This window comes from Caballeronia ptereochthonis (assembly GCF_001545075.1).
Taxonomy (GTDB): Bacteria; Pseudomonadota; Gammaproteobacteria; order Burkholderiales; family Burkholderiaceae; genus Caballeronia; species Caballeronia ptereochthonis.
Genome location: NZ_FCOB02000032.1, coordinates 17,978 through 41,717 on the forward strand (window position 1 = coordinate 17,978; position 23,740 = coordinate 41,717).

At 65.6% G+C, this 23,740-nt stretch carries 21 protein-coding genes; 7 read left to right on the plus strand and 14 right to left on the minus strand.

The window, feature by feature from the left end; all coding sequences use genetic code 11:
- The first annotated feature begins 323 nt into the window (after positions 1-323).
- A complete protein-coding gene (locus AWB83_RS27890; RefSeq protein ID WP_087048855.1) occupies positions 324-1,811 on the plus strand; it encodes a DEAD/DEAH box helicase in 1,488 nt (495 codons plus the stop codon).
- Positions 1,812-1,878: 67 nt separating this feature from the next.
- Here AWB83_RS27890 and gluQRS read toward each other — a convergent pair whose 3' ends face one another.
- Both gluQRS and AWB83_RS27900 read right to left on the minus strand, forming a co-directional pair.
- Positions 1,879-2,748 (minus strand): tRNA glutamyl-Q(34) synthetase GluQRS, encoded by an 870-nt coding sequence (gluQRS, locus tag AWB83_RS27895; protein ID WP_087048856.1) that lies wholly within the window; start codon positions 2,746-2,748, stop codon positions 1,879-1,881.
- 10 nt (positions 2,749-2,758) lie between these two features.
- Positions 2,759-3,622, minus strand: a complete 864-nt coding sequence (locus AWB83_RS27900) for a sulfurtransferase (protein ID WP_087048857.1) — start codon at positions 3,620-3,622, stop codon at positions 2,759-2,761.
- Positions 3,623-3,842: 220 nt separating this feature from the next.
- Between AWB83_RS27900 and dnaE the strand changes: the two genes are divergently transcribed.
- Complete coding sequence (gene dnaE / locus AWB83_RS27905) at positions 3,843-7,373, plus strand: DNA polymerase III subunit alpha (protein ID WP_087048858.1); 3,531 nt, start codon at positions 3,843-3,845, stop codon at positions 7,371-7,373.
- Entirely contained in the window at positions 7,373-8,443 is a 1,071-nt protein-coding gene (locus AWB83_RS27910) for a glycosyltransferase family 4 protein (RefSeq protein ID WP_087048859.1), read from the plus strand. The genes dnaE and AWB83_RS27910 overlap by 1 nt, the downstream gene beginning before the upstream one ends.
- Positions 8,444-8,447: 4 nt before the next feature.
- On the opposite strand, the gene AWB83_RS27915 is transcribed toward AWB83_RS27910, so the two are convergent.
- Together AWB83_RS27915 and AWB83_RS27920 are read right to left on the minus strand one after the other, a co-directional pair.
- Positions 8,448-9,209 carry a glycosyltransferase family 2 protein gene (locus AWB83_RS27915; RefSeq protein ID WP_087048860.1) on the minus strand — a complete coding sequence of 254 codons (762 nt, stop codon included), beginning with the start codon at positions 9,207-9,209 and terminating at the stop codon, positions 8,448-8,450.
- Between the two features lie 57 nt (positions 9,210-9,266).
- A complete protein-coding gene (locus tag AWB83_RS27920; RefSeq protein ID WP_087048861.1) occupies positions 9,267-10,262 on the minus strand; it encodes a glycosyltransferase family 2 protein in 996 nt (331 codons plus the stop codon).
- Between the two features lie 159 nt (positions 10,263-10,421).
- Here AWB83_RS27920 and AWB83_RS27925 point away from each other — a divergent pair, with 159 nt between their 5' ends.
- Both AWB83_RS27925 and msbA read left to right on the plus strand, forming a co-directional pair.
- Positions 10,422-11,699, plus strand: a complete 1,278-nt coding sequence (locus AWB83_RS27925; RefSeq protein WP_087048862.1) for an O-antigen ligase family protein — start codon at positions 10,422-10,424, stop codon at positions 11,697-11,699.
- Positions 11,700-11,879: 180 nt separating this feature from the next.
- Positions 11,880-13,598, plus strand: a complete 1,719-nt coding sequence (gene msbA / locus AWB83_RS27930) for a lipid A export permease/ATP-binding protein MsbA (protein WP_244197918.1) — start codon at positions 11,880-11,882, stop codon at positions 13,596-13,598.
- 16 nt (positions 13,599-13,614) lie between these two features.
- Here msbA and AWB83_RS27935 read toward each other — a convergent pair whose 3' ends face one another.
- From AWB83_RS27935 to upp, 10 genes are all read right to left on the minus strand, one after another.
- Positions 13,615-13,986 (minus strand): hypothetical protein, encoded by a 372-nt coding sequence (locus AWB83_RS27935; protein ID WP_087048864.1) that lies wholly within the window; start codon positions 13,984-13,986, stop codon positions 13,615-13,617.
- Between the two features lie 60 nt (positions 13,987-14,046).
- On the minus strand, positions 14,047-15,516 hold the full coding sequence (rng, locus tag AWB83_RS27940; protein ID WP_087048865.1) for a ribonuclease G: 1,470 nt from the start codon (positions 15,514-15,516) through the stop codon (positions 14,047-14,049).
- A gap of 7 nt (positions 15,517-15,523) precedes the next feature.
- The gene (locus AWB83_RS27945; RefSeq protein ID WP_087048909.1) at positions 15,524-16,138 is read right to left on the minus strand and encodes a Maf family protein; all 615 of its coding nucleotides are present in this window, start codon (positions 16,136-16,138) and stop codon (positions 15,524-15,526) included.
- A gap of 68 nt (positions 16,139-16,206) precedes the next feature.
- The gene (gene rlmH, locus AWB83_RS27950; protein ID WP_087048866.1) at positions 16,207-16,677 is read right to left on the minus strand and encodes a 23S rRNA (pseudouridine(1915)-N(3))-methyltransferase RlmH; all 471 of its coding nucleotides are present in this window, start codon (positions 16,675-16,677) and stop codon (positions 16,207-16,209) included.
- 14 nt (positions 16,678-16,691) lie between these two features.
- Complete coding sequence (gene rsfS, locus AWB83_RS27955) at positions 16,692-17,144, minus strand: ribosome silencing factor (RefSeq protein ID WP_087048867.1); 453 nt, start codon at positions 17,142-17,144, stop codon at positions 16,692-16,694.
- Positions 17,145-17,157: 13 nt separating this feature from the next.
- Entirely contained in the window at positions 17,158-17,856 is a 699-nt protein-coding gene (locus AWB83_RS27960; protein ID WP_087048868.1) for a nicotinate-nucleotide adenylyltransferase, read from the minus strand.
- The gene (gene hemF, locus AWB83_RS27965) at positions 17,847-18,806 is read right to left on the minus strand and encodes an oxygen-dependent coproporphyrinogen oxidase (protein WP_087048869.1); all 960 of its coding nucleotides are present in this window, start codon (positions 18,804-18,806) and stop codon (positions 17,847-17,849) included. Before hemF ends, AWB83_RS27960 begins: the two co-directional genes overlap by 10 nt.
- Positions 18,807-18,945: 139 nt before the next feature.
- Positions 18,946-20,235: a phosphoribosylamine--glycine ligase gene (purD, locus tag AWB83_RS27970; protein WP_087048870.1), complete on the minus strand. Its 1,290-nt coding sequence runs from the start codon at positions 20,233-20,235 to the stop codon at positions 18,946-18,948.
- A gap of 260 nt (positions 20,236-20,495) precedes the next feature.
- Complete coding sequence (locus AWB83_RS27975) at positions 20,496-21,224, minus strand: YebC/PmpR family DNA-binding transcriptional regulator (protein ID WP_087048871.1); 729 nt, start codon at positions 21,222-21,224, stop codon at positions 20,496-20,498.
- Positions 21,225-21,582: 358 nt separating this feature from the next.
- The gene (upp, locus tag AWB83_RS27980) at positions 21,583-22,236 is read right to left on the minus strand and encodes a uracil phosphoribosyltransferase (protein ID WP_087048872.1); all 654 of its coding nucleotides are present in this window, start codon (positions 22,234-22,236) and stop codon (positions 21,583-21,585) included.
- Between the two features lie 276 nt (positions 22,237-22,512).
- On the opposite strand from upp, the gene AWB83_RS27985 reads away from it, so the two are divergent.
- The gene (locus AWB83_RS27985) at positions 22,513-23,292 is read left to right on the plus strand and encodes an SDR family oxidoreductase (protein WP_087048873.1); all 780 of its coding nucleotides are present in this window, start codon (positions 22,513-22,515) and stop codon (positions 23,290-23,292) included.
- A gap of 28 nt (positions 23,293-23,320) precedes the next feature.
- The gene (locus tag AWB83_RS27990) at positions 23,321-23,710 is read left to right on the plus strand and encodes a methylglyoxal synthase (RefSeq protein ID WP_087048874.1); all 390 of its coding nucleotides are present in this window, start codon (positions 23,321-23,323) and stop codon (positions 23,708-23,710) included.
- The last annotated feature ends 30 nt before the right edge of the window (positions 23,711-23,740 follow it).

Sequence of the window (23,740 nt, forward strand, 5' to 3'; positions counted from 1 at the left end):
CATCTGCCAGCAGTGCGAGCCGCTTGACCAGAAACGAGCGATGCCGCTTGCCTTGAAAACGTCATCGAAACTGTGTTCCATCGGAACGCCAGATCGCGAGCCGAAACACGGGCGGCGCCCGAAACGGGGCAGCCGGGCTCGCCGAATGAGCCGTAATGCCCGCACCACGCGCCCGCGCGCAACTGACGCGCCGCGAGCGCAACGAAACATATCCGCGTAAGCGACCGGTCGCGCCAGATCGACCGAACGACCCGACCGCGACTCGACCGGTCACTTGCGCGCGCCGCATCCAGCGGAACTTTAGCGATAGCCATATAGCCACCATGTCCGATTCCGTCGCCACGAACACGTCCACCGCACAGGCCGCCGCGCCTACGTTCGACCAGTTCGGTTTGTCCGCCGACATCCTGAAAGCGGTGCGCGAGTCCGGCTACACGACGCCCACGCCGATCCAGGCGCAGGCGATTCCCGTCGTCCTGTCGGGCCGCGACGTGATGGGCGCCGCGCAGACCGGCACCGGCAAGACCGCCAGCTTCTCGCTGCCGATCATCCAGCGCCTTCTGCCGATGGCCAGCACGAGCGCCTCGCCGGCGCGCCATCCGGTGCGCGCGCTGATGCTCACGCCGACGCGCGAACTCGCCGACCAGGTCGCGGCCAACGTGCAGACCTACTCGAAGCACACGCCGCTGCGCAGCACGGTGGTGTTCGGCGGCGTCGACATGAATCCGCAATCCGAGGCGCTGCGCCGCGGCGTGGAAATCCTGATCGCGACGCCCGGGCGCCTGCTCGATCACGTCCAGCAGAAGACGGTCAACCTGGGCCAGGTGCAGATGCTCGTGCTCGACGAAGCCGACCGCATGCTGGACATGGGCTTTCTGCCGGATCTGCAGCGCATCCTGAATCTGCTGCCCAAGGAGCGCCAGACGCTGCTTTTCTCGGCGACGTTCTCGCCCGAAATCAAGAAGCTCGCGGCGACGTACCTGCGCAATCCGCAGACGATCGAAGTCGCGCGCAGCAATTCGACCGCGACGAATGTTCGGCAGATCGTCTACGAGGTGCACGAGAGCGACAAATCCGGCGCGGTCGCGCAGCTGATCCGGGATCGCGAACTCAAGCAGGTGATCGTGTTCTGCAACAGCAAGATCGGCGCGAGCCGGCTGGCGCGCGTGCTGGAGCGCGACGGCATCGTGGCCACGGCGATTCACGGCGACCGCTCGCAGAGCGAGCGCATGCAGGCGCTCGACGCGTTCAAGCGCGGCGAGATTGAGGCGCTCGTCGCCACCGACGTCGCCGCGCGCGGTCTCGACATCGCCGAGCTGCCCGCCGTGATCAACTTCGACCTGCCGTTCAACGCCGAGGATTACGTGCACCGCATCGGCCGCACCGGTCGCGCGGGCGCATCGGGCGACGCGCTGTCGCTGTGCAGCGCGAACGAGCGCAAGCAGCTGGCCGACATCGAGAAGCTGATCAAGCGTCCGCTCGAAGTCGAGCAGCTCGAAGTCGCGACGCGCGCGCGCCGCGACGGTTCGGCACCGCGCCGCGAGGAGCGCTTCGGCCGTCCCGAGCGCGCCGAGCACCGTCATCCGTCGCGCGACGATGCCGGTTCGCGCCGCCGCGCGGCGGGCGCACACGAGCGTCCGCGCGGCCGGCAGCAGCCGATCGACGAGTTTTTCCTGAAGCCTTACGAGCCGTCGCCGTCGGCGATGAAGCGTCATCAGGAGGAAGCGGTCGAGCCGGAGCGCAAGAGCGCGCCCAAGCAGCCGCTCGCGGCGTTGCTCGGCGGCCTGGGCATGCCGCGCAAGTCGTCCTGATTCCGCTATTGGTCGAATCGAAAGAGGCAGCCCGCGTGGCTGCCTTTTTTGCGTCCGGGCGACGAATCTAGCGCCCGAAGCGCTTCGCCCATTCGGCCGTTGCGGCGCTGTAGAAGGTATCGAGCGAATCGGCCGGCACGTCGATGCCGAGATGCCGCGCGGCCTGAGCGAGCGCATCGAGCGGCGCGTGACGGTCGAGCGGGGCCGCGCCCGTCTGCTTGCTCAGTTTTTCCCCCGCCTCGCTGTTGACGACCGGCACATGCAGATAGGCCGGCGTCGGCGCACCGAGGCACTGCTGCAGATAGACTTGCCGCGCGGTCGAATCGAGCAGATCGGCGCCGCGCACGACGTGCGTGATGCCGGCGTCGGCATCGTCGACGACCACCGCGAGTTGGTACGCCCACAAGCCGTCGGCGCGCTTCAGCGCGAAATCGCCGACTTCCGTTGCGAGATCCTGCGTCTGCGTTCCCTGCCAGCGATCCACGAAGGTGATGCGAGCCGCATCGCCTTCCGGTACGCGCAGCCGCCACGCGCGCGCGGGCTTGCCGTTCAGGCCGTTGCGGCAGGTGCCCGGATACGCGAGCGTCGCATGACGCGCATGCGCGTGCACGAGCGAATCCGCGATCTCGCGCCGCGTGCAGCCGCACGGATAGATGAGGCCCGTGGCCTGCAGACGTTCGAACGCGGCCTGATATGCATCGCCGCGCTCGCTTTGCCAGACCGGCGGCTCGTCAGAATGCATGCCGAAGTGCGCGAGCGTCGCGAGGATTTCATCGGCGGCGCCGGCGACGGTGCGCGGGGTGTCGACATCCTCGATGCGCACGATCCAGCCGCCGCGATGCGCGCGCGCATCGAGAAAACTCGCGAGCGCGCTGACGAGCGATCCCGCGTGCAGCGGGCCGGTGGGCGAGGGCGCGAAGCGGCCGCGATAGGTCATCGATGCGTGCTTATGCCGCCTGGCCGACCTTGGCGTCCGGGTGGCAGGCGGGGCACGTCTCGCCCGGCCTGTAGAACGGCGACTTCTGATCCTCGACCGACACCACGGCGCGGCATCCGAAGCATTGCGAGGTCGCAGTCGGCTGCAGGTCCGGATCGAGCGCCGTACGGTAGTCGAACACGAAGCATTCGCCCGTGTAATGCGCGCCGCCCACTTCCTCGAAGTACTTGAGGATGCCGCCTTCGAGCTGATAAACGTGCTTGATGCCGACGTCCTTCATATGGATCGCGGCCTTCTCGCAGCGAATGCCGCCGGTGCAGAACGACACGACCGTCTTGCCTTCCAGGTCCGCGCGATTCTTCTCGATTACTTCCGGAAACTCGCTGAATTTCGTGATGCGGTAATCGAGCGCGTTCTCGAAGGTGCCGACGTCGACTTCGAACGCGTTACGCGTGTCGAGCATCACGACCGGGCGGCCTTCGTCGTCGTGGCCGCGGTCGAGCCAGGCCTTCAGCGTGGGCGCGTCGACGAAAGGCGCGCGGCCGAGCTCCGGCTTGATCGCGGGCTTTTTCATCGTGATGATTTCGCGCTTGAGCTTCACCAGCATGCGGCGGAACGGCTGTTTTTCGGAGAGGCTTTCCTTGAACTGCAGATCGGCGAAGCGGCGGCCGAAGAGCGCGTCCGTGCGAAGGTAGTCGATGAATTCGCGAGCCTCGGGAATCGGCCCGGCGATGAACAGGTTGATGCCCTCCGGCGCCAGCAGGATCGTGCCCTTCAGGCCGAGCGCGTTGCAGCGTTCGGTGACGAGCGGCCGCCAGGCCGCGCCGTCTTCGATGGTGACGAATTTATAGGCGGAGAGGTTCAGAATGCTCATGATCGGACGACGCTGGATACGGCTGTAACGGGTAAAAAATGCGGACGAGGTGAGGACATGCGGCCCGCGCAAAAGCCGTATTATCCCGCAAACGGCGCGCGCTTCGCCGGAATCTCCGCGGCGCGTCGACCGTCCTTGCGCGCGCTCAATCGAGGGCGCCGCGCAGAGCCTTATCCGTTCGGCCAACGCCTGCGCGTCGCCCGTTTTCGCGATGGCCCGCATGTACAATACCGCCATGTCAGATCCCCGCTTCGTTCATCTCCGCGTCCACTCCGAATTCTCGATCGCCGACGGCATCGTGCGGCTGGACGACGTCGTCAAGGCTGCCGCGCAAGACGGACAAGGCGCGCTCGCGCTCACCGATCTCGGCAACGCATTCGGCCTCGTGCGCTTCTACAAGGAAGCGCGCGGCAAGGGCGTCAAGCCGATCGCCGGCTGCGACATCTGGATCACCAATCCCGACGATCGCGACAAGCCTTCGCGCCTTCTTCTGCTCGTGCGCGACGGGCAAGGCTATCTCAACCTGTGCGAGCTGTTGAGCCGCGCGTGGCTGACGAACCAGTATCGCGGCCGCGCCGAGGTGATGCTCGAATGGCTCGAAGAAGGGTTGGCGCAGGGTCTGCTCGCGCTGTCCGGCGCGCAGACGGGCGACATCGGCATGGCGCTGGCGGCGGGGAACGCGGCCAGTGCGCAACGGCATGCCGAGCGCTGGGCGAAGCTCTTTCCGAACGCGTTCTATATCGAACTGCAGCGCGCGGGCCAGCCGGGCGAACAGGCTTACATTCAGGAAGCCGTCGCGCTTGCCGCGAAGCTCAGGCTGCCGGTGGTCGCCACGCATCCGCTGCAATTCATGACGCCGGACGACTACACCGCGCACGAAGCGCGCGTGTGCATTTCGGAAGGCGACATCCTTGCGAATCCGCGCCGTCAGAAGCGCTTCACGACGGAACAGTATTTCCGCACGCAGGACGAGATGTGCGCGCTGTTCGCGGACATTCCTTCCGCGCTCGCGAATACCGTCGAAATCGCCAAGCGCTGCAATCTCACGCTCGAACTCGGCAAGCCGAAGCTGCCGCTCTTCCCGACGCCCGATGGCCTCTCGCTCGACGACTACCTCGTGCAGCTGTCGAAGGAAGGGCTCGAAGTGCGCCTCGCGCAGCTCTATCCCGATGAAGCCGAGCGCGACGCGCAGCGCGAGACGTACTACAAGCGCCTCGACTTCGAGTGCGACACCATCATCAAGATGGGCTTTCCGGGCTACTTCCTGATCGTCGCCGACTTCATCATGTGGGCGAAAAACAATGGCGTGCCGGTCGGTCCGGGGCGCGGCTCGGGCGCGGGCTCGCTCGTCGCCTACGCGCTCGGCATCACCGATCTGGATCCGCTGCGCTACAACCTGCTGTTCGAGCGCTTCCTGAATCCGGAACGCGTGTCGATGCCCGACTTCGACATCGACTTCTGTCAGGAAGGGCGCGACCGCGTCATCCAGTACGTGAAGGGCAAGTACGGCGCCGACGCCGTCTCGCAGATCGCCACGTTCGGCACGATGGCCGCGAAGGCGGCGGTGCGCGACATCGGCCGCGTGCTCGATCTCGGCTACATGTTCACGGATGGCGTCGCCAAGCTGATCCCGTTCAAGCCCGGCAAGCACGTGACCATCGCGGATGCGATGAAGGAAGAGCCGACGCTGCAGGAGCGCTTCGACAGCGAAGACGAGGTGCACCAGCTGCTCGAGCTCGCCCAGCGTGTGGAAGGGCTGACGCGCAACGTCGGCATGCACGCGGGCGGCGTGCTGATCGCGCCGGGCAAGCTCACCGACTTTTGCCCGCTCTACACGCAGGGCGAAGACGGCGGCGTCGTCAGCCAGTACGACAAGGACGACGTGGAAGCCGTCGGTCTCGTGAAGTTCGACTTTCTGGGCCTCACCACGCTCACGATTCTCGACTGGGCCGAGCGTTACATTCGCCGCCTCGATCCGTCGAAGAAGGACTGGAATCTCGCGCAAGTGCCGCTCGACGATCCGGCCTCGTTCGCGATCCTCAAGAAGGCGAACACCGTCGCCGTGTTCCAGCTGGAAAGCCGCGGCATGCAGGGCATGCTGAAGGACGCGCAACCGGACCGCTTCGAGGATATCATCGCGCTCGTTGCGTTGTATCGTCCGGGCCCGATGGACCTGATTCCGAGCTTCTGCGCGCGCAAGCACGGGCGCGAGATCGTCGAGTATCCGGACCCGCGCGTCGAGCCCGTCCTGAAAGAGACCTACGGCATCATGGTCTATCAGGAGCAGGTGATGCAGATGGCGCAGATCATCGGCGGCTACTCGCTCGGCGGCGCGGACCTGCTGCGCCGCGCGATGGGCAAGAAGAAGCCCGAGGAGATGGCCAAGCATCGCGAGATCTTCGCCGAGGGCGCGGCGAAGAACGGCCTCACGCGCGAGAAGTCCGACGAGATCTTCGACCTGATGGAGAAGTTCGCGGGCTACGGCTTCAACAAGTCGCACGCGGCGGCATATGCGCTGCTCGCGTACTACACGGCGTGGCTGAAGGCGCACCATCCGGCGGAATTCATGGCGGCCAACATGTCGCTCGCCATGGATGACACCGACAAGGTGAAGATCCTCTTCGAGGACTGCGTCGCGAACGGCATGAAGGTGCTGCCGCCGGATGTCAACCAGTCGGCGTATCGCTTCGAGCCGGTCGCGGAAGCCGACGGCACGCGCTCGAAGACCATTCGTTATGGCCTCGGCGCGGTGAAGGGCAGCGGGCAGAACGCGATCGAGGAAATCCTGCGCGCGCGCGAAGACGGTCCGTTCGTCGATCTCTTCGATTTCTGCGAGCGCATCGACCGGCGTGTCGTGAACCGTCGCACGGTGGAAGCGCTGATCCGCGCCGGCGCGTTCGACACGCTGCACGCCAACCGCGCGCAACTGCTCGCGTCCGTGCCGCTGGCGATGGAAGCCGCCGATCAGGCCGCCGCGAACGCGATGCAAGCCGGCCTCTTCGACATGGGCGACGCGCCGCTGCAAAGGCACGAACTCGTCGATGAAGCCATGTGGTCGGACAAGAAGCGCCTGCAGGAGGAGAAGACCGCGCTCGGCTTCTATCTGTCGGGCCATCTGTTCGACGCGTACAAGGGCGAAGTTCGCCGCTTCGTGCGCCAGAAGATCGGCGAGCTGAAGGAAGGGCGCGACAAGCTCGTCGCGGGCGTGATTTCCGCCATGCGCACGCAGATGACCCAGCGCGGCAAGATGCTGATCGTCAATCTGGACGACGGCAGCGGCCAGTGCGAAGTCACCGTCTTCAACGAGCAGTTCGAGGCCAACAAGGCGCTGTTCAAGGAAGACGAGCTGCTCGTCGTGCAAGGCCAGGCGCGCAACGATGCATTCACGGGCGGCATCCGTTTCACGGTCGACACCGCAATGGATCTCGAGCGGGCGCGCAGCCGCTACGCGCAGTCCGTGAAGGTCGAGATGAACGGCAACGCGGACGCCCTGCGTCTGCGCCGCGTCCTCGAAGCGCATGCGGCGGGCGCGCAAGCCGAAGCACCGCCGCCCGCGCCCGCGCGCGAAAATGGCCGCTCGCGCCAGTCCGCGCCGATTCCGAACGGGCTGAACGTGAGCATCGTCTATCGCAGCGAGCACGCCGAAGGCGAAGTGCGTCTCGGCGACGCGTGGCGCGTCAAGCCGACCGACGAGCTCATCACGGCGCTGCGCGGAGAATTCGCGGGCAGCGCGATCGAAATCGTCTACTGATGCGCATCGGCATTTCGGCGAACGCGCTGAAGCACTCCGGCGGCCTCGAACGCTACGCGATGGATCTCGTGCGCGGGTTCGCCGCCGCGGGCTTCGACGACAAGGAGAAGCTCCCGTTCTTCGCGCGCAGGATCGATACGTCGCTGCCGGAAAGCCGGCTGATCGAGCCGCATCGCATCGAGGTGTCGTTCCTGCCAGGCAAGTGGCGCGACGGATATTTCTCGTGGGCGCTGAAGCGCGCGCGCAGGAAGGCGAAAGTCGATGTGCTGATCGGCTGCAATCGCGTGGAGGGCTCGGAGATCGCCATTTGCGGCGGCACGCATATCGGCTTTCTGCGCGCGACCGGGCGGCGCGAGAAGCGCTCGGACGCGCGGCAGATCGCGCTGGAGCGCCGCCAGTACGAGCAAGCGGATGTGATCGTCGCGCATTCGGACATGATGCGCGACGAGCTTCGCCGTCTCTACGGCATCGACTCCGCAAAGATCCGTGTGCTTTATCCGCCTGTCGACGGCGCGCGTTTCTCGGCCGTCGATGCAACCGGGCGCGCGCGTCTGCGCGAGCAGTTCGGCTTCAAACCCGATGAAATCGTGCTGCTGTTCCCGTCGAGCAGTCACGAGCGCAAGGGCTTGCCGCTGATCGAGAAGGCGCTCGCCGGGTTGCCCGTGGTCGTGGCCGTCGCGGGGCGCGCGCCGGAGAAAGCGGCGGCGAACGTGCGCTATATCGGCTATGCGAAGAATATCGAGGACGCTTATCGCGCGGCGGATTTCACGATCCTCGCGTCGAGCTACGAGCCGTTCGGGCTGGTCGGCATCGAGTCGGTGATGTGCGGCACGCCGGTGATCTTTCCGGCGAGCATCGGCTGCTGCGATGCCATCGCCGATCACGCGAAGCACGTCTTCAAATCCGGCGACGCCGACGACCTGCGCCGCACGGTGCTCAAAGCCATCGAAGCGCGGCGGCGGGGCGATGCGCGCGTGTCGGGCGACGCCGTGCGCTATGACGCCGATGTCGCCTCGCATGTGAGCGCGCTCATCGAGCTCGCGCGCGGCATCGTTCAAGTAAAACGTTGAACGCTCAGCGAAACTCGTTCAACTGCGCGAGCTTCAGAAACCGGTAATAAACGGTCTGCGCATTGAACACGGCGATCATGAACCCCGTGCGGCCGTCGAGAAACCCGCGGCGCAGCACGTAGGTCCGCAAGAACGCCCACGCGCCGCGCGCAAGCGCTATGCCGAAGCTGCCGCGCTTGCCCGCCGCGTGCCGCTGCTCCGCGCCCGCCGTCGAATACGCGTCCAGCTTGCGCAGCACCGCTTCGAAATTCTCGTAGGAGTAGTGCATCAGCTTGCCGGAGAGGCGCACGACCGGCTTGCCTGTCGACAGCAGCAGCCGCTCGTGCACGAGATCCGGCGAGAAGCGCGCCGTGCCGCGCCGGAAAAGCCGCGGAATCCAGTCCGGATACCAGCCGCTGTGCCTGACCCACACGCCGCAGAAGCTCGACAGGCGATCGACGGCGTACACGTCCGCCTGCGGATCGGTCATTGCCGCGCGAATCGAGGCCGCGAGTTCCGGCGTGACGATCTCGTCGGCGTCGATCGAGAGCACCCAGTCGGTGGAGAGCGCATCGAGCGCGCGGTTCTTCTGCGGGCCGAAGCCGGGCCAGTCGCGTGCCACGATCACGCGCGCGCGGTGGGCCTCGGCGATGCCCACGGTCGCGTCGGTGCTGCCGCCGTCGACGACGACGATCTCGTCGGCGAAGGAGACGGCCTGCAGGCACTGCGCGAGGCGGGCTGCCGCGTTGTGCGTGATGATGGCGATGCCAAGCGTCGGGGATTTCATGTTGACTCTGGATGGCGCGGTGCGCCTTGTCGTTCTATTGAGCGGGAGGAAGCGCGATCATCCGCGCAAATGCCACTTCACGAAGAAAAACGGCGAGAGCAGCCACGGGCACGTCGCGTAAATGAACATTCTGAAGCGAAAGCCGAAGCTCACATTCTTCGATGCGGCGAGCAGCGCGATCTTGCTCGCGAGCGAGCGTTCGCCGAAAACCTCGCTCACGTAGCTTTCCCGGGCGGATTTTTCGGCAAGCAGCGCGCGCATCTGGCTGCCGGCGCCGACTTTTTCGGCGTCGCTCACGAGCTGGCGCGTTTCACCCGTGCCGTTGATGTTCGCGAGCTTGATGCGCGCGATGAAATCCGCCGGCGTGCGCCATTTGCGCTTGCTCGACAGGCCGCCGCGCCGGTACAGCACGAGCGGCTCGTGCAAGGTATGCGCGCCGTGGCTCATGATCGCGCGAAACGCCATGATCTGGTCCTCGCCGTAGATGCCCGGCGCAATCGGGCCGAACACGTCGAACAGCCGCCGTGCCCACGCGTGCGCCGCGCCGACCAGATGCGGACGGTTGCTCGACCACGCCTCGAAGCTGCGGTAATCGTCGAGGTCCGTCACGCGCAGCACGCCGTGCGCCCGGCCGTCGGCGTCGAGGTCCTGCAGGTCGGTCGCGATCAGGTCGTAGCGCTTGCCGCTGTCGAGCCACACGCGCATCACGCGCTCGACGCGCTCCGGTTTCGAGATATCGTCGCCGGCGGCGATGAACAGCATCTCGCCCGATGCGCGCGCCGCGAGCGCGCTCAGATGCGCGCTGATGCCGAGATTGTTCTCGTTGCGATAGAGCCGCACGGTGTGCGGGCCGCGATAGCCGCGCACGCATTGCTCGGCGACGGCGAAGGTGTTGTCGGACGAGGCATCGTCCGAAATGAGGATTTCGAGCGGCGCCCAGGTCTGGGCGAGCGCGCCGCGAATCGCGTCGGCGACCGTTTTTTGCTGATTGAACGTGATGAGCAGGAAGCTGGCGAGCGGCGCGCCCGGCTCCTTGAGAGGTGTCGCTGACATGTCGGATTCACAACGCGTGGATTGCCTGGCACGCCGCCCGGGCCGTGGGTCGATCGACTCCATAGCGAAGAGCGTGCCAGGCGGCAACGGCTATAATAACGCGGGTTTTTGGGACACGCGACCGGGCCGGCCGGTCAATCCCATGTCAGGTTCATCGATTTGGAAAAAAATCTCCGTTACGTCATCGCCAGCCTGGTCTTGCTGGCGCCCGCGAGCACGCTGGTCGTGCGGGGTGGAACCGGTTACTGCTTCTTCGTGCTGCTCGCCATTGCGCTTTTTGCCGGCTTCAGCAAGCCGTTTCGGCTCAAGGGCAGCCTGCTCGTCTCCGCTTATCCCTGGTACGCCGTGGGCATGCTGTGCTTCATGGTCTATCTGCCGCTGCAGCAGGCGATCGAAGGCTATTTCCTGCCGCGCGAGTTCGACGGGATGTCGCGTTTCGCGCTGAGCCTGCCGATCTTTCTGCTGCTCGTGAATGTTCCGATCAAGAATCTGAAGGCGCTCGGCTGGGGCTGCGCGCTGGGCGGGATCGGCGTGGGCGTCTGGGCGGTGTACAGCAACCTCCACATGACGATCAACGATCTGAACCGCCTCGGCAACGATTTCACGAATCCGATTCCCTATGGCAACACCGCGCTCCTGCTCGGTTTTCTGTCCGTGATGACGATCCGCTGGGACGATTATCCAAGCGCGCTCGCCAGGCGCCTCGGCATCGCGGTGAAAGTTCTCGGGCTCGCGGGCGGCGTGTATGCGTCATATCTGTCGGGCACGCGCGGCGGCTGGCTCGCGATTCCGCTCTTTCTCGTGCTGTGCTCGCTCAATTTCGGCTGGGTCAGGCAGGTCCGTCACTTGCTCGTCGCGCTGCTGGTCGCCGTGCTGGCGATGTCGGCGCTGCTCGCGTCGCCGCTCGGCCGCGAACGCGTCATGGCGACGCGCTCGGACATCGAGCACCTGGCGGAGGGCTCGGCCGCGTACAGCTCGATCGGCGCGCGCCTGCAGCTCTGGCGCGCCTCGGTTCGCCTGTTCGAGGCACATCCGGCGACGGGCGTCGGCAAGGGCCATCTGGAATCCTCGTTGAAGGATCTGGCGAACAAGGGCGAGGTGCCGGCCTACATCGTCAATCAGCGCGCGCATAGCGAGTTTTTCTCGACGATCGCGGAACTGGGCGCGGCAGGCGTCGTTTGTCTGGCATTGATTTATATCGGGCCGCTCGTGTATTTCGTGCGCTATCGAAGATCGCCGCACCGCGATGTTTCGACGGCCGCCTATTGCGGAATCGCGGTGTCGGGGTCGGTTATCATCTTCGGTTTGAGCATCGACGTGTTCACCGTCGTGATGAGCACCGCGCTCATCGCGCTCATCTGGGCCGTGCTGCTTGCGGTCATCACGCACGACGCGCGCCTGCCGCAAGGCAAGCCGGGCCGCGGACCGATCGGCTGATCGGCTGATCGGCGGAACGGCTGAGCGAAAACGCCGATCCGCCCGGCTGACGACGATACCAACAAACGCCGCGCGACGAGCGAGTCCAGCGCCGGGCGAAGTGGAGATACGCTCTTGAACAAGGAAGCAGGTTTGCGCAAGCCGATAGGCGGCACGGAAAGCTCGTCGCCGACGGCTGTCATGAAGCGGCTATGGCCGTACATTCGCCCGCTGATGGGCATGGTGCTCCTCGGCCTGTTGACGATGGGAATCGTCGCCGCGAGCGAAGCCGGCATTCCGATGCTGCTCAAGCCGCTGCTCGACCACGGCTTCGGCTCGAAGAGCAGCGATCATGCGAAATGGCTGGTGCCGGCCGCCGTCATCGGGCTCGCGCTCGTGCGCGGCGCGGCGCAGTATGCGTCGGGCTATTTTCTCTCGTACGTGACGAACAAGATCCTGCTGCAACTGCGGCTCGAGATGTTCCAGCGCATGATCCACACGAGCGCCGGGTTCTTCCAGCGCGAGACGGCGAGCACGGTCATCAACGCGATCGTCTTCGAGGTGAACCAGATTCTGAGCGTGCTTTCGAGCGTCGTCGTCACGCTCGTGCGCGATTCGCTCACGGTCGTGTTCCTGCTCGGCTATCTGTTCATCCTCAACTGGCGGCTCACGCTGATCGTCGCGGTGATTCTTCCGGCGATCGGCTGGCTCGTCAGCAAGATCAACCGGCGCCTGCGCCGCCTGAACCGCGAGCATCAGACGCTCACCAACGAGCTGTCCTATATCGTCGAGGAGACGGTCGGCGGCTACAAGGTCGTGAAGGTGCATAACGGCGAGCCGTATGAGATGGGGCGCTTCACGGAGATGAGCCACCGTCTGCGCGGCTACGCGATGCGCATGCAGGTGTCGGGCGGCCTGGCGCAGCCGCTCACGCAGTTTCTCGCGTCGATCGCGCTCGCGATCGTCATCACGATCGCGGTCGTGCAGTCGGCGAACGACCAGACGACGGTCGGCGGCTTCGTCGCGTTCGTCACGTCGATGCTGCTCGTCATTTCGCCGTTGAAGCATCTGATCGACATCAACCAGCCCTTGCAGCGCGGCATGACCGCGGCGGAACTCATCTTCGGGCTGATCGACGAGCCCGCCGAGCCCGAGGGCGGAGGGCGGCGTCTCGAACGCGCGCGCGGCGAAGTCGAGTTCCGCGACGTGATGTTCACCTACGGCTCGGTCGATCGGCCGACGCTCGATCGCGTGTCCTTCAAGGTCGCGCCGGGCGAGATGGTCGCGCTCGCGGGACCGTCGGGCAGCGGCAAGACCACGCTCGTGAATCTGCTGCCGCGGTTCTTCGATCCGCGCGGCGGCCAGGTGCTGGTCGACGGCGTGCCGCTCACGGAATACGACCTGCACGATCTGCGCGGTCAACTCGCGATGGTCAGCCAGGACGTCGTGCTCTTCAACGATACGATTGCCGCGAACGTCGCGTATGGGCAGACGCCGGATCGCGCGCGCGTGATGTCGGCGCTCACGGCGGCGAATCTCGCGGATGTGGTGGCTACGTTGCCGGACGGCATTGATACGCTAATCGGCGGCAATGGCATGCGATTGTCAGGCGGCCAGCGTCAGCGGCTGGCGATCGCTCGCGCGATCTATAAGGACGCGCCGATTCTGATTCTCGACGAAGCCACGTCGGCGCTGGATTCGGAGTCGGAGCGGCATGTGCAGTCGGCGCTCGAGACGCTGATGAAGGGACGCACGACGCTCGTCATCGCGCACCGGCTCTCGACCATCGAGCGCGCGGACCGCATCCTGGTCATGGAGGCGGGGCGCATTGCCGAGCAGGGGAGTCATGCGGAGCTGCTGCGCAAGGATGGGTTGTATGCGCATCTGCATCGGATTCAGTATCAGCAGCAGGCGGCGTGAGGAGGCTAGGCCCCTTTCACCTGTCCTGACCTTCGGGCCGGATGCCATCGGCCCGATTCGTTCTCAGCCGGCGAACGCTCTTTCGGCCCAGCTGCCGAAGTCGCGATAGCCCGTGACTTCGGCGGTTTGGGCGAGAGAGTCGCTGCGCGCCCGAATTCGATGTCGCTGGCGCCTTCTTCGACACCACGAGTCGATGGGCGACTTCATCCACCTGCTTGACGTCCGCGAACTTTCCGTAGACTTGATGGACGCGGTCCCAGTCTATCTTGCTGCCCGCGCCGAGCGCGATGGGTTCGATATAGAACAGGCGGTCGTTCGCCGCCTTGACGGCCAGAGGAATATCGATGCTGCGAGCCGGATTTCTCGATTTCAGCGCGGCTCCGGCCAATATGTCGGATTCCGAACGAAACTGGGTGCACGTTCTATTGTTCGCAGCCGAGTCCGATCCCTACATCAACACGATGTCATACTGCTCCTGACTGAGATTGCTCTCAACCTGCAACGAAACCGGCTTGCCGATGAAGTCCATCAGCATGGCGAGATGCTGCGACTCTTCCTCGAGAAACAGATCGATGACCTGCTGCGAAGCCACGACGCGAAACTCCCTGGGATTGAACTGTCGTGACTCGCGCATGATCTCGCGCAGCACGTCATAGCACACGGTGCGCGGCGTCTTGACCTGCCCCTTGCCCTGACAAACAGGACAAGGCTCGCACAACACATGAGCCAGAGATTCCCGCGTGCGCTTCCTCGTCATCTCCACGAGTCCCAACTGCGAGAACCCATTGACCGTCACCCGCGTGCGATCGCGCGACAACGCCTTCTTCAACTCCCCCAGAACCTGATCCCGATGCTCGACATTCTCCATGTCGATGAAATCGATGATGATGATCCCGCCCAGGTTCCGCAACCGCAGTTGCCGCGCGATCGTATGCGCCGCTTCGAGATTGGTCTTGAAGATCGTATCGTCGAAATTGCGCGCGCCGACATAGCCGCCCGTATTGACGTCGATGGTCGTCATCGCCTCGGTCTGGTCGATCATCAGATAGCCGCCCGACTTGAGATCGACGCGCCTCGACAGCGCCCGCTGAATCTCCGCCTCGATGTTGTACAGATCGAAAAGCGGCCGCTCGCCGGTGTAGTGATGCAGTCGTGAAGCCACCGCCGGCGTGAACTCCGCCGCGAAGTCGGCAAGCATCTGATACGTCTCGCGCGAATCCACCTGGATGCGCGTGGTCTCGTCGTTGACGAAGTCTCGCAGCACGCGCTGCGCGAGGTTCAGATCCTGATAGAGCAGGGTAGTGGGCGGCACGCGCTGCGCCTGAGCCACGATGGTCGCCCAGGTCTTGCGCAGGTACGCGACGTCCGCCGCAAGTTCTTCGCTGGTCGCGTCCTCGGCGATGGTCCGCACGATATAGCCGCCCTTCTCGTCCGCGGGCAAGACGGCGGTCAGACGCGCGCGCACGGCCTCGCGCTCCGCTTCGCTCTCGATCTTCTGCGAGATGCCGATATGCGGCTCCTGCGGCAGATAGACGAGCGTGCGCCCCGCGATGCTCACCTGCGTCGACAGCCGCGCGCCCTTCGTGCCGATCGGGTCCTTCACGACCTGCACCATCAGCGATTGACCTTCGAAGACGATCTTCTCGATGGGCACATGCGGCGTCGCCGAATGCGGTTCGCCCGCGATGCGCGGATGCCAGATATCGGCGACATGAAGAAACGCCGCGCGCTCGAGGCCGATATCGATGAACGCGGACTGCATGCCCGGCAGGACGCGCACGACACGGCCGAGATAGACATTGCCGACGCGCCCGCGCGAGAGCGTGCGCTCGACGTGAAGCTCCTGAACAGCGCCTTGCTGAACCAGTGCGACGCGGGTTTCCTGCGGTGTGACGTTGATCAGGATTTCTTCGTTCATGGCCTGTTTAGAATTCGACGCGCGCCACGCGCAAGAGAGCTGCGGTTTCGAAAAGGGGCAGACCCATGATACCCGAATAGGACCCGTCGATTCGCTCGATGAACTCGGCCGCGCGGCCTTGGATGCCGTACGCGCCGGCCTTGCCGAGCGGCTCGCCGGTGGCGGCGTAGCGCCGCAGCGCAGCACGATCCACCGACGCGAAGCGCACCGTCGAGCGCGAGAGCGCGGGTTCGAGCAGCGCGCCGTCCGCCGCGACGACGGCGATCGCCGTCAGCACTTCGTGCTCGCGGCCGACGAGGCGCTCGAGCATCGCGACGGCATCTTCCTCATGGATCGGCTTGCCGAGAATCAGGCTGTCGATGGTCACGGTCGTGTCCGCGACGAGAACCGGCGCGGCGCGGTGGCCGCCCGCAAGCAGCCGTGCGCGCGCCGCATTCGCCTTCAGCACGCAGACGCGCTGAACGTACGCATCGGCGGCTTCGCCTGGCAGCTCGGCTTCGAGCGCTTCGGCATCTTCGTCGGGACGGGGCAGAAGGAGCTCGTATTGCGCGCCGAGTTGACGCAGGAGCTCCTGGCGGCGGGGGCTTTGAGAGGCGAGATAAACGAAGGGATAAGTGAGCATCGTCAAGTTGGATTCGAAGTCGCGCGTCCGATCATGCACGGCCTTCGATGTCCAGCTATCGGAAAGCCTCACGCGCGATGATAGGGATGATTCTGCGTGATGCTCCACGCGCGGTAAAGCTGTTCGGCGAGCAGCACGCGCACCATGCCGTGCGGCAGCGTCAGGCTCGACACGCGCAGCATCAGTTCGGCGCGCGCTTTCACTTCCGGCGCGAGCCCGTCTGCGCCGCCGATCACGAACGCGACATCGCGCCCATCCTGCTGCCAGCCGGGCAGGGCGCTCGCGAGCTGCATCGTGGTCCAGTCGCGGCCGCGTTCGTCGAGGGCGACCACGCGCGCGTTCTTCGGCAAGGCGGCTTCGATGCGCTGCTTCTCGGCAGCCATCACGCTCTCGGCGTTGCGTCCCGATGATCGTTGCTCAGGCTTGATCTCCTTGAGCTCGATGCGCAGTACGGGCGGCATGCGCTTTGCATACTCCTCGAAGCCATTCGTGATCCAGTCGGGCATCTTGTGTCCGACGGCGAGGATGACCAGCTTCATGAAACGAGGTTACGTCACGCCTGCTTGCGCGCGGTCTTGCGCGCGGGACGTTTGACGACGGGCGCGGCTTCTTCGTCCTCGTCATCGTCGGCGGAAACGCTCGCGCCGCCGAACATGTTCGGCTTCTGCAGCTTCACGCGCACGGGCTTGTCGCCCCAGACTTCCTCGAGGTTGTAGTACTGGCGCAGCGCCGGCTGCAGGATGTGCACGACCGCGTCGCCGCAATCGACCAGCACCCATTCGCCGATCTCTTCGCCTTCCGTGCTGATGATGTCGCCACCCGCTTCCTTGACCTTCTCGCGCACGCTGTTGGCGAGCGCCTTGGTCTGCCGGTTCGACGTGCCGCTCGCCACGACCACGCGGTCGAACAGCGACGTCAGGTGGGTCGTGTTGAACACCTTGATGTCTTGCGCCTTGACGTCTTCCAGACCGTCGATGATCGCGCGTTGAAGCTTCTGAATTTCCATGGTTACCGTGTCTTTACCGTTTCCGGTACAGGTGATGTTGAACAATATAGTCCCATACGGCTGGCGGGACCTGAGCGCGGGCATCGTGCCTGCCCGCCATCGTGCGCGCTTCCTCGCGGATCGCCGTGGCGGATACGTCCAGCAGCAGCATTTCGTCGATGAGCATGTGCCCGTGCGGACTCGCGCGCAGCGTTTCGGCCGAGGCGCGGCGCTTGTCGAGTTCGGCCGCGACTTCGCCTGGCAGGGTCGCCACATCGAAGCCCGCGCGCGTTTCCACGCAGATGTGGGCGTAGTCGAAGAGCTCCTTCCACCGATGCCACGAATTGAGCTTGACGAGCTGATCCGCGCCCATCAGCAGCGCGATCGACGCGTCCGCGCCTTCGCGTTCGCGCCAGTGAGCGAGCGTGTCGACGGTATAGGTGTCGCCCAGGCGGTCGATTTCGTCGGTGGCGACGGTGATCTGCACGCCGTCGAGCGTGAGCGACGCCGCCGCCGCGCGCGTCATCGCCAGCCGGTGGCCGGGTGCCGACACGCCTTCCTTCTGCCAGGGCTGGCCTGCCGGCAACAGCACCAGCTCGGTCAGTTGCAGCAGTTCGGCGAAGCGCCGCGCGAGTGCCAGATGTCCGTTATGAATCGGATCGAAGGTGCCGCCGAGCAGGCCGACGCGCTTCGCACAGGGCGTGCTGGCCGTGGCCGTCGTGGTCACAGCCATTCCCGCCGCACCAGGAAGTCGGAGTAGAGCCGCGCCTCGGGCGTGCCGGGCTCGGGCGTCCAGTCGTAGCGCCAGTTCGCGACGGGCGGCATCGACATGAGAATCGACTCGGTGCGCCCGCCGCTTTGCAGGCCGAAGTGCGTGCCGCGGTCGAATACGAGATTGAACTCGACATAGCGGCCGCGCCGGTACGCCTGGAACTCGCGCTCGCGCTCGGTGTACGGCGTGTCGCGGCGGCGCTCGATGATCGGCAGATACGCCTTCAGGAACGCGTCGCCGACGCTTTTCACCATCGCGAAGGAACGCTCGAAGCCGGGCTCGGAGAAATCGTCGAAGAAAATGCCGCCGATGCCGCGCTGCTCGTTGCGGTGCTTCAGATGGAAATACTCGTCGCACCAGGTCTTGAAGCGCGGATACAGCTGGGCGCCGAACGGATCGAGCGCGTCGCGGCAGACCTGGTGGAAGTGCCGCGCGTCTTCCTCGTAGCCGTAGATCGGCGTGAGATCCATGCCGCCGCCGAACCAGAAGACCGGCGCTTCGCCTTCCTTCGTCGCCGTGAGCATGCGCACGTTCATGTGCACGGTCGGGCAGTGCGGATTGCGCGGATGCATCACGAGGGACACGCCCAGCGCCTCGAAGCCGCGTCCCGCGAGCTGCGGGCGCGCCGCGCTCGCGGACGGCGGCAGCGCATCGCCCTGCACGTCCGAAAAGCCGATGCCGGCGCGCTCGAAGAAGCCGCCGCCTTCCAGGATGCGCGTGACGCCGCCGCCGCGCAGATGCGCGCCGGGCTCGCGGGTCCAGGCGTCGGTGGCGAAGGCCGTGCCGTCGAAGGCGCCGAGCGCATCGGCGATGCGCGTCTGCAGCCCCGTCAGATAGTCGCGGACGGCCTCGATATCGTGGGAGGCGTCGTGTTCTTTGCGTGGTTCCGCGCTGCGGTTCGGTTCACTCATCGATTGATGCAATACGCCGCGTCGGCGGCCATGAATGGGCGGGGTAAACCCTTTGTTTCGAAACGCTCCAAAGCACGCTGCCGGACACGAGGTCCGGCAGCGCGGGTGCTCGGGGGGCCAGGGCCGCGCGTTGCCTTGCCTAGTGCTTGTCGCCCGAGGACTTGCGGTTCACGGCCCGGTAGCCGATGTCCCGGCGGTACTGCATGCCGTCGAACGAGATCTGATTCACTGTATCGTAGACCACGGATTGCGCGCCGCGCACGGAATCCGCCAATCCGACCACGCACAGCACGCGCCCGCCGGAGGTCGTGAGCTTGCCGTCGGCGAGAGTCGTGCCCGCGTGGAACGTTACCGCCTGCTCGGTTTCCGCCGGAATGCCGTTGATGCGGTCGCCCTTGCGCGGCGTGTCCGGATAATTGTGCGCCGCGAGCACGACGCCGAGCGCCGTGCGACGGTCCCATTCGAGTTCCACGGTATCGAGCTTGCCGTCGATCGCCGTCTCCACGACCTTCGAGAAATCGCCCTTCAGACGCGCCATGATCGGCTGCGTCTCGGGGTCGCCCATGCGGCAGTTGAATTCGAGCGTCTTCGGATTGCCGTTCGCGTCGATCATCAGGCCCGCGTAGAGGAAGCCCGTGTAGCGGATGCCTTCGCTTTCCATGCCGCGCACGGTCGGCTGGATGATCTCGCGCATCACGCGCGCATGCAGTTGCGGCGTGACGATCGGCGCGGGCGAGTACGCGCCCATGCCGCCGGTATTCGGGCCGCGGTCGCCGTCGAGCAGGCGCTTGTGGTCCTGGCTGGAGGCGAGCGCCAGCACGTTCTTGCCGTCGACCATCACGATGAAGCTGGCTTCCTCGCCCGCGAGGAATTCCTCGATCACGACGCGCGCGCCCGCATCGCCGAGCTTGTTGTCGGCAAGCATGGAATCGACGGCGGCGTGCGCTTCCTCGGCCGTCATCGCGACGACGACGCCCTTGCCGGCCGCGAGCCCGTCCGCCTTGATGACGATCGGCGCGCCCTTCGCGTCGACGTAGGCGTGCGCGGCGGCGATGTCGGAAAAGGTTTCGTACTCGGCCGTCGGGATGTTGTGGCGCTTCATGAACGCCTTGGCGAAGTCCTTCGAGCTCTCGAGCTGCGCGGCTTCCCGGCTCGGCCCGAAGATCTTCAGGCCGCGCGAGCGGAACAGATTGACGATGCCCGCCGCGAGCGGCTGCTCCGGACCGACGAGCGTGAACGCGACGTGCTCTTTCTCGACGAAATCGGCGAGTTCCGCCGGGTCCGTGATGTCGACGTTGCGCAGGCGCTCGTCCTGCGCGGTGCCGCCGTTGCCCGGCGCCACATAGACGATCTGCACGCGCGGAGATTGCGCGAGCTTCCATGCGAGCGCATGTTCGCGACCGCCGGAACCGACGACGAGTAACTTCATTTGAATCCCCGAAATCCTGACTAAAAGCGGCTTGAGAAAAAACGGCGGGCACATCACGCCCGAGGCGCACGCATGACGGCGGTCATGACGTCTTAGGCGGCTCGCGCCGACATCGGCTGCGTCACGCGCCTTCCTCGAGTGATGCGGCGCCGCGTCGATTCAGCGGCACTGCTCCGGCATCCGGACCGAAGCGAAAGACGTTCCATGCGAGGACGCGGCGGCGCCGGAAGCCGCCGCCGCGTCCCGTGGCGATCCGAAGCTCAGTCTTCGTTGATCGCGGCGTTCGTATAGACTTCCTGCACGTCGTCGAGATTTTCGAGCGCGTCGAGCAGTTTTTGCATCTTCACCGCGTCGTCGCCGCTGAATTCGACTTCCGTCTGCGGTTTCATCGTCACTTCGGCGAGTTCCGCCTTGAAGCCGGCGGCTTCGAGCGCGTCCTTCACCTTTTGAAAGTCGTTGGGCGGGCAGACCACTTCGATGCTGCCGTCCTCGTTCGTCACGACGTCGTCGGCGCCGGCTTCGAGCGCCGCGTCCATCAGCTTGTCTTCCGGCGTGCCCGGCGCGAACAGGAACTGGCCGACGTGATCGAACATGAACGACACCGAGCCGTCCGTGCCCATGTTGCCGCCGAACTTCGAGAATGCGTGGCGCACTTCCGCGACGGTACGGGTGCGGCTGTCCGTCATCGTGTCGACGATGATCGCCGCGCCGCCGATGCCGTAGCCTTCGTAGCGGATTTCCTCGTAGTTCGCGCCGTCGACGCCGCCGACGCCGCGCTGGATCGCGCGGTTGATGTTGTCCTTCGGCATGTTGGCGTCGTAGGCCTTGTCGACGGCCAGACGCAGGCGCGGGTTCGAATCGGCTTCGCCGCCACCCATGCGCGCCGCGACCTGGATTTCCTTGATGAGGCGCGTCCAGACCTTGCCCTTCTTCGCGTCGGCCGCTGCTTTCTTATGCTTGATGTTGGCCCATTTCGAATGACCCGCCATTACCTTTCTCCATCGCGCGCGGGCTCGTGCCGTGCGCCTAGTGTGCTGTCGTGCTGAATGTGTCTGTCCGGCCCGCCCATCGTGCGCGTGCGCTCGCGCGTGGCGCCTGTTCTTGCTTCTTGAGCGGCGGCTGGATTCGCCCGGGATTCGATCTGATCCGGCGTAACCCGAATAGGAACAGACCGAAATTTTAGCATGGCGGCACGCGCTCCCAGTACCGTCGCGCGTGGATCCGGACGGGAAAAGTCGCGCAAACCGGGCGTATTCGCGGCCAAACCGGGTGAATTCACGCAAAAGCGCATGTAAACGCAAACCGCCGCGCGACGGCGCGGCGGTCGAAGAAACAGCCGGCGGACGCTCAGTTCTTCGTGCCGAACAGACGGTCGCCCGCATCGCCCAGGCCGGGGACGATATACGCATGGTCGTTCAGATGCGAATCGAGCGACGCGACGTACAGCTTCACGTCCGGATGCGCGTCCTGGAACACCTTCACGCCTTCGGGCGCGGCGACCAGCGCGACGAAGACGATGTTCTCGCCGTGCACCTTGCGGCGCTTCATCACATCGACGGCGTGCACGGCCGAGTAGCCCGTCGCGACCATCGGATCGCACAGGATGAAGACGCGCTCCTCCAGATCGGGCGGCAGGCGCACGAGATACTCGACCGGGCGATGATCCTCCGCCCGATACACGCCGATATGCCCGACGCGGGCCGACGGAACCAGATCGAGCAGGCCGTCCGACATGCCGATGCCCGCGCGCAGCACGGGCACGATCGCGAGCTTCTTGCCGGCGATGACCGGCGCGTCGATCTCGAGGAGCGGCGTTTCCACGCGCTTGGTCGTGAGCGGCAGGTTGCGCGTGATTTCGTAGCCCATCAGCAGCGTGATTTCCCGCAGCAGTTCGCGGAACGTGCGCGTGGACGTGTCCTTGTCGCGCATGTGCGTGAGCTTGTGCTGGATCAGCGGGTGATCGAGGATGAAGAGATTGGGAAAGCGGCTGTCTTGTTTCATGGGTCTCGCGCGCGATGCGCGTCCTGCTCGTGTGGTGGGCTGCCTTTCGCGCTCGGCAAACGGCGCGCGATGGAACGACGGCGGCGCCGGAGCGGACAGTGGCGACAGTTTACCGAAAAGCCCGCCCGCACCTAAGAAGATTCGCATGAGGCGCGCCGCGAGCGGTCGCCGACGTTGCCGCCCCGATTCTTCTAGAATTGCGCGAGAGGCAGAAGAACGCGCGCGCCGTCATGCGCGCGCCGGACGAACACCACGAACGATCACGGAGGATGGACGATGGATATGGGAATCGCGGGACGCACCGCACTGGTGTGCGCAGCGAGCAAGGGGCTCGGACGCGGCTGCGCGGAGGCGCTCGCCGCCGAAGGCGTCAACCTGGTGATCACCGCGCGCACGGCGGAAACGCTGGAGGCGACGGCCGCGAGCATCCGCTCGCGATACGGCGTGAACGTGCAGGCGGTCGCGTGCGACATCACGACGCCAGAGGGCCACGCCGCCGCGCTCGCCGCGTGTCCCGCGCCGGACATTCTCGTCAACAACGCGGGCGGCCCGCCGCCGGGCGATTTCCGCAGCTTCACGCACGAGATGTGGATCAAGGCGCTGGAAGCGAACATGCTCACGCCGATCGAGCTCATGAAGGCGACCATCGACGGCATGATCGAGCGCGGCTTCGGGCGCATCGTGAACATCACGAGCTCGTCGGTGAAGGCGCCGATCGACGTCCTCGGCCTGTCCAACGGCGCGCGCTCGGGGCTGACCGGCTTCGTCGCGGGCGTCGCGCGCAAGGTCGCCGCGACCGGCGTCACGATCAACAACCTGCTGCCGGGCACCTTCGACACGGACCGCATCGCCGTGACCATGGAAGCGCAGGCGAAGGCGCAGAACCTCTCGATCGAGGAGGTGCGCGCGCGCCGCGCGCAGAGCCTGCCTGCCGGACGCTTCGGCACGTCGGAGGAGTTCGGCAGCGCCTGCGCCTTCCTGTGCAGCGTGCACGCGGGCTACATCACCGGGCAGAATCTGCTGATCGACGGCGGCGCCTACCCCGGCACGTACTGACAAACAATAACGACGAGAGGGAGAGAACATGACCACACGCGTCGCGTTGATCGCGCACGACATGAAAAAGGACGACATCGTCGCGCTGGCCGGCGAGTTCGTCGATACGCTCGCGCAATGCAGTCTCGTCGCGACGGGCACGACTGGCGGGCGCATCGCGGCGGCGCACGGGCTGGAAGTCGAGCGCAAGCTTTCCGGCCCGCACGGCGGCGACCTGCAGATCGGCGCGGAGCTGGCCGAAGGGCGCGTGGACGTGGTGATCTTCCTGCGCGACCCGATGACGCCGCAGCCGCACGAGCCGGACATCAACGCGCTCGTGCGCGCGTGCGACGTGCACAACGTCCCGTGCGCGACCAACGTCGCAACGGCGCGCATGATTCTCGACGACCTGCGCCTGCGCTTTCAGCGCGATGCCTGACGCGCGCGGGCAAACACCAAGGAGATGAAC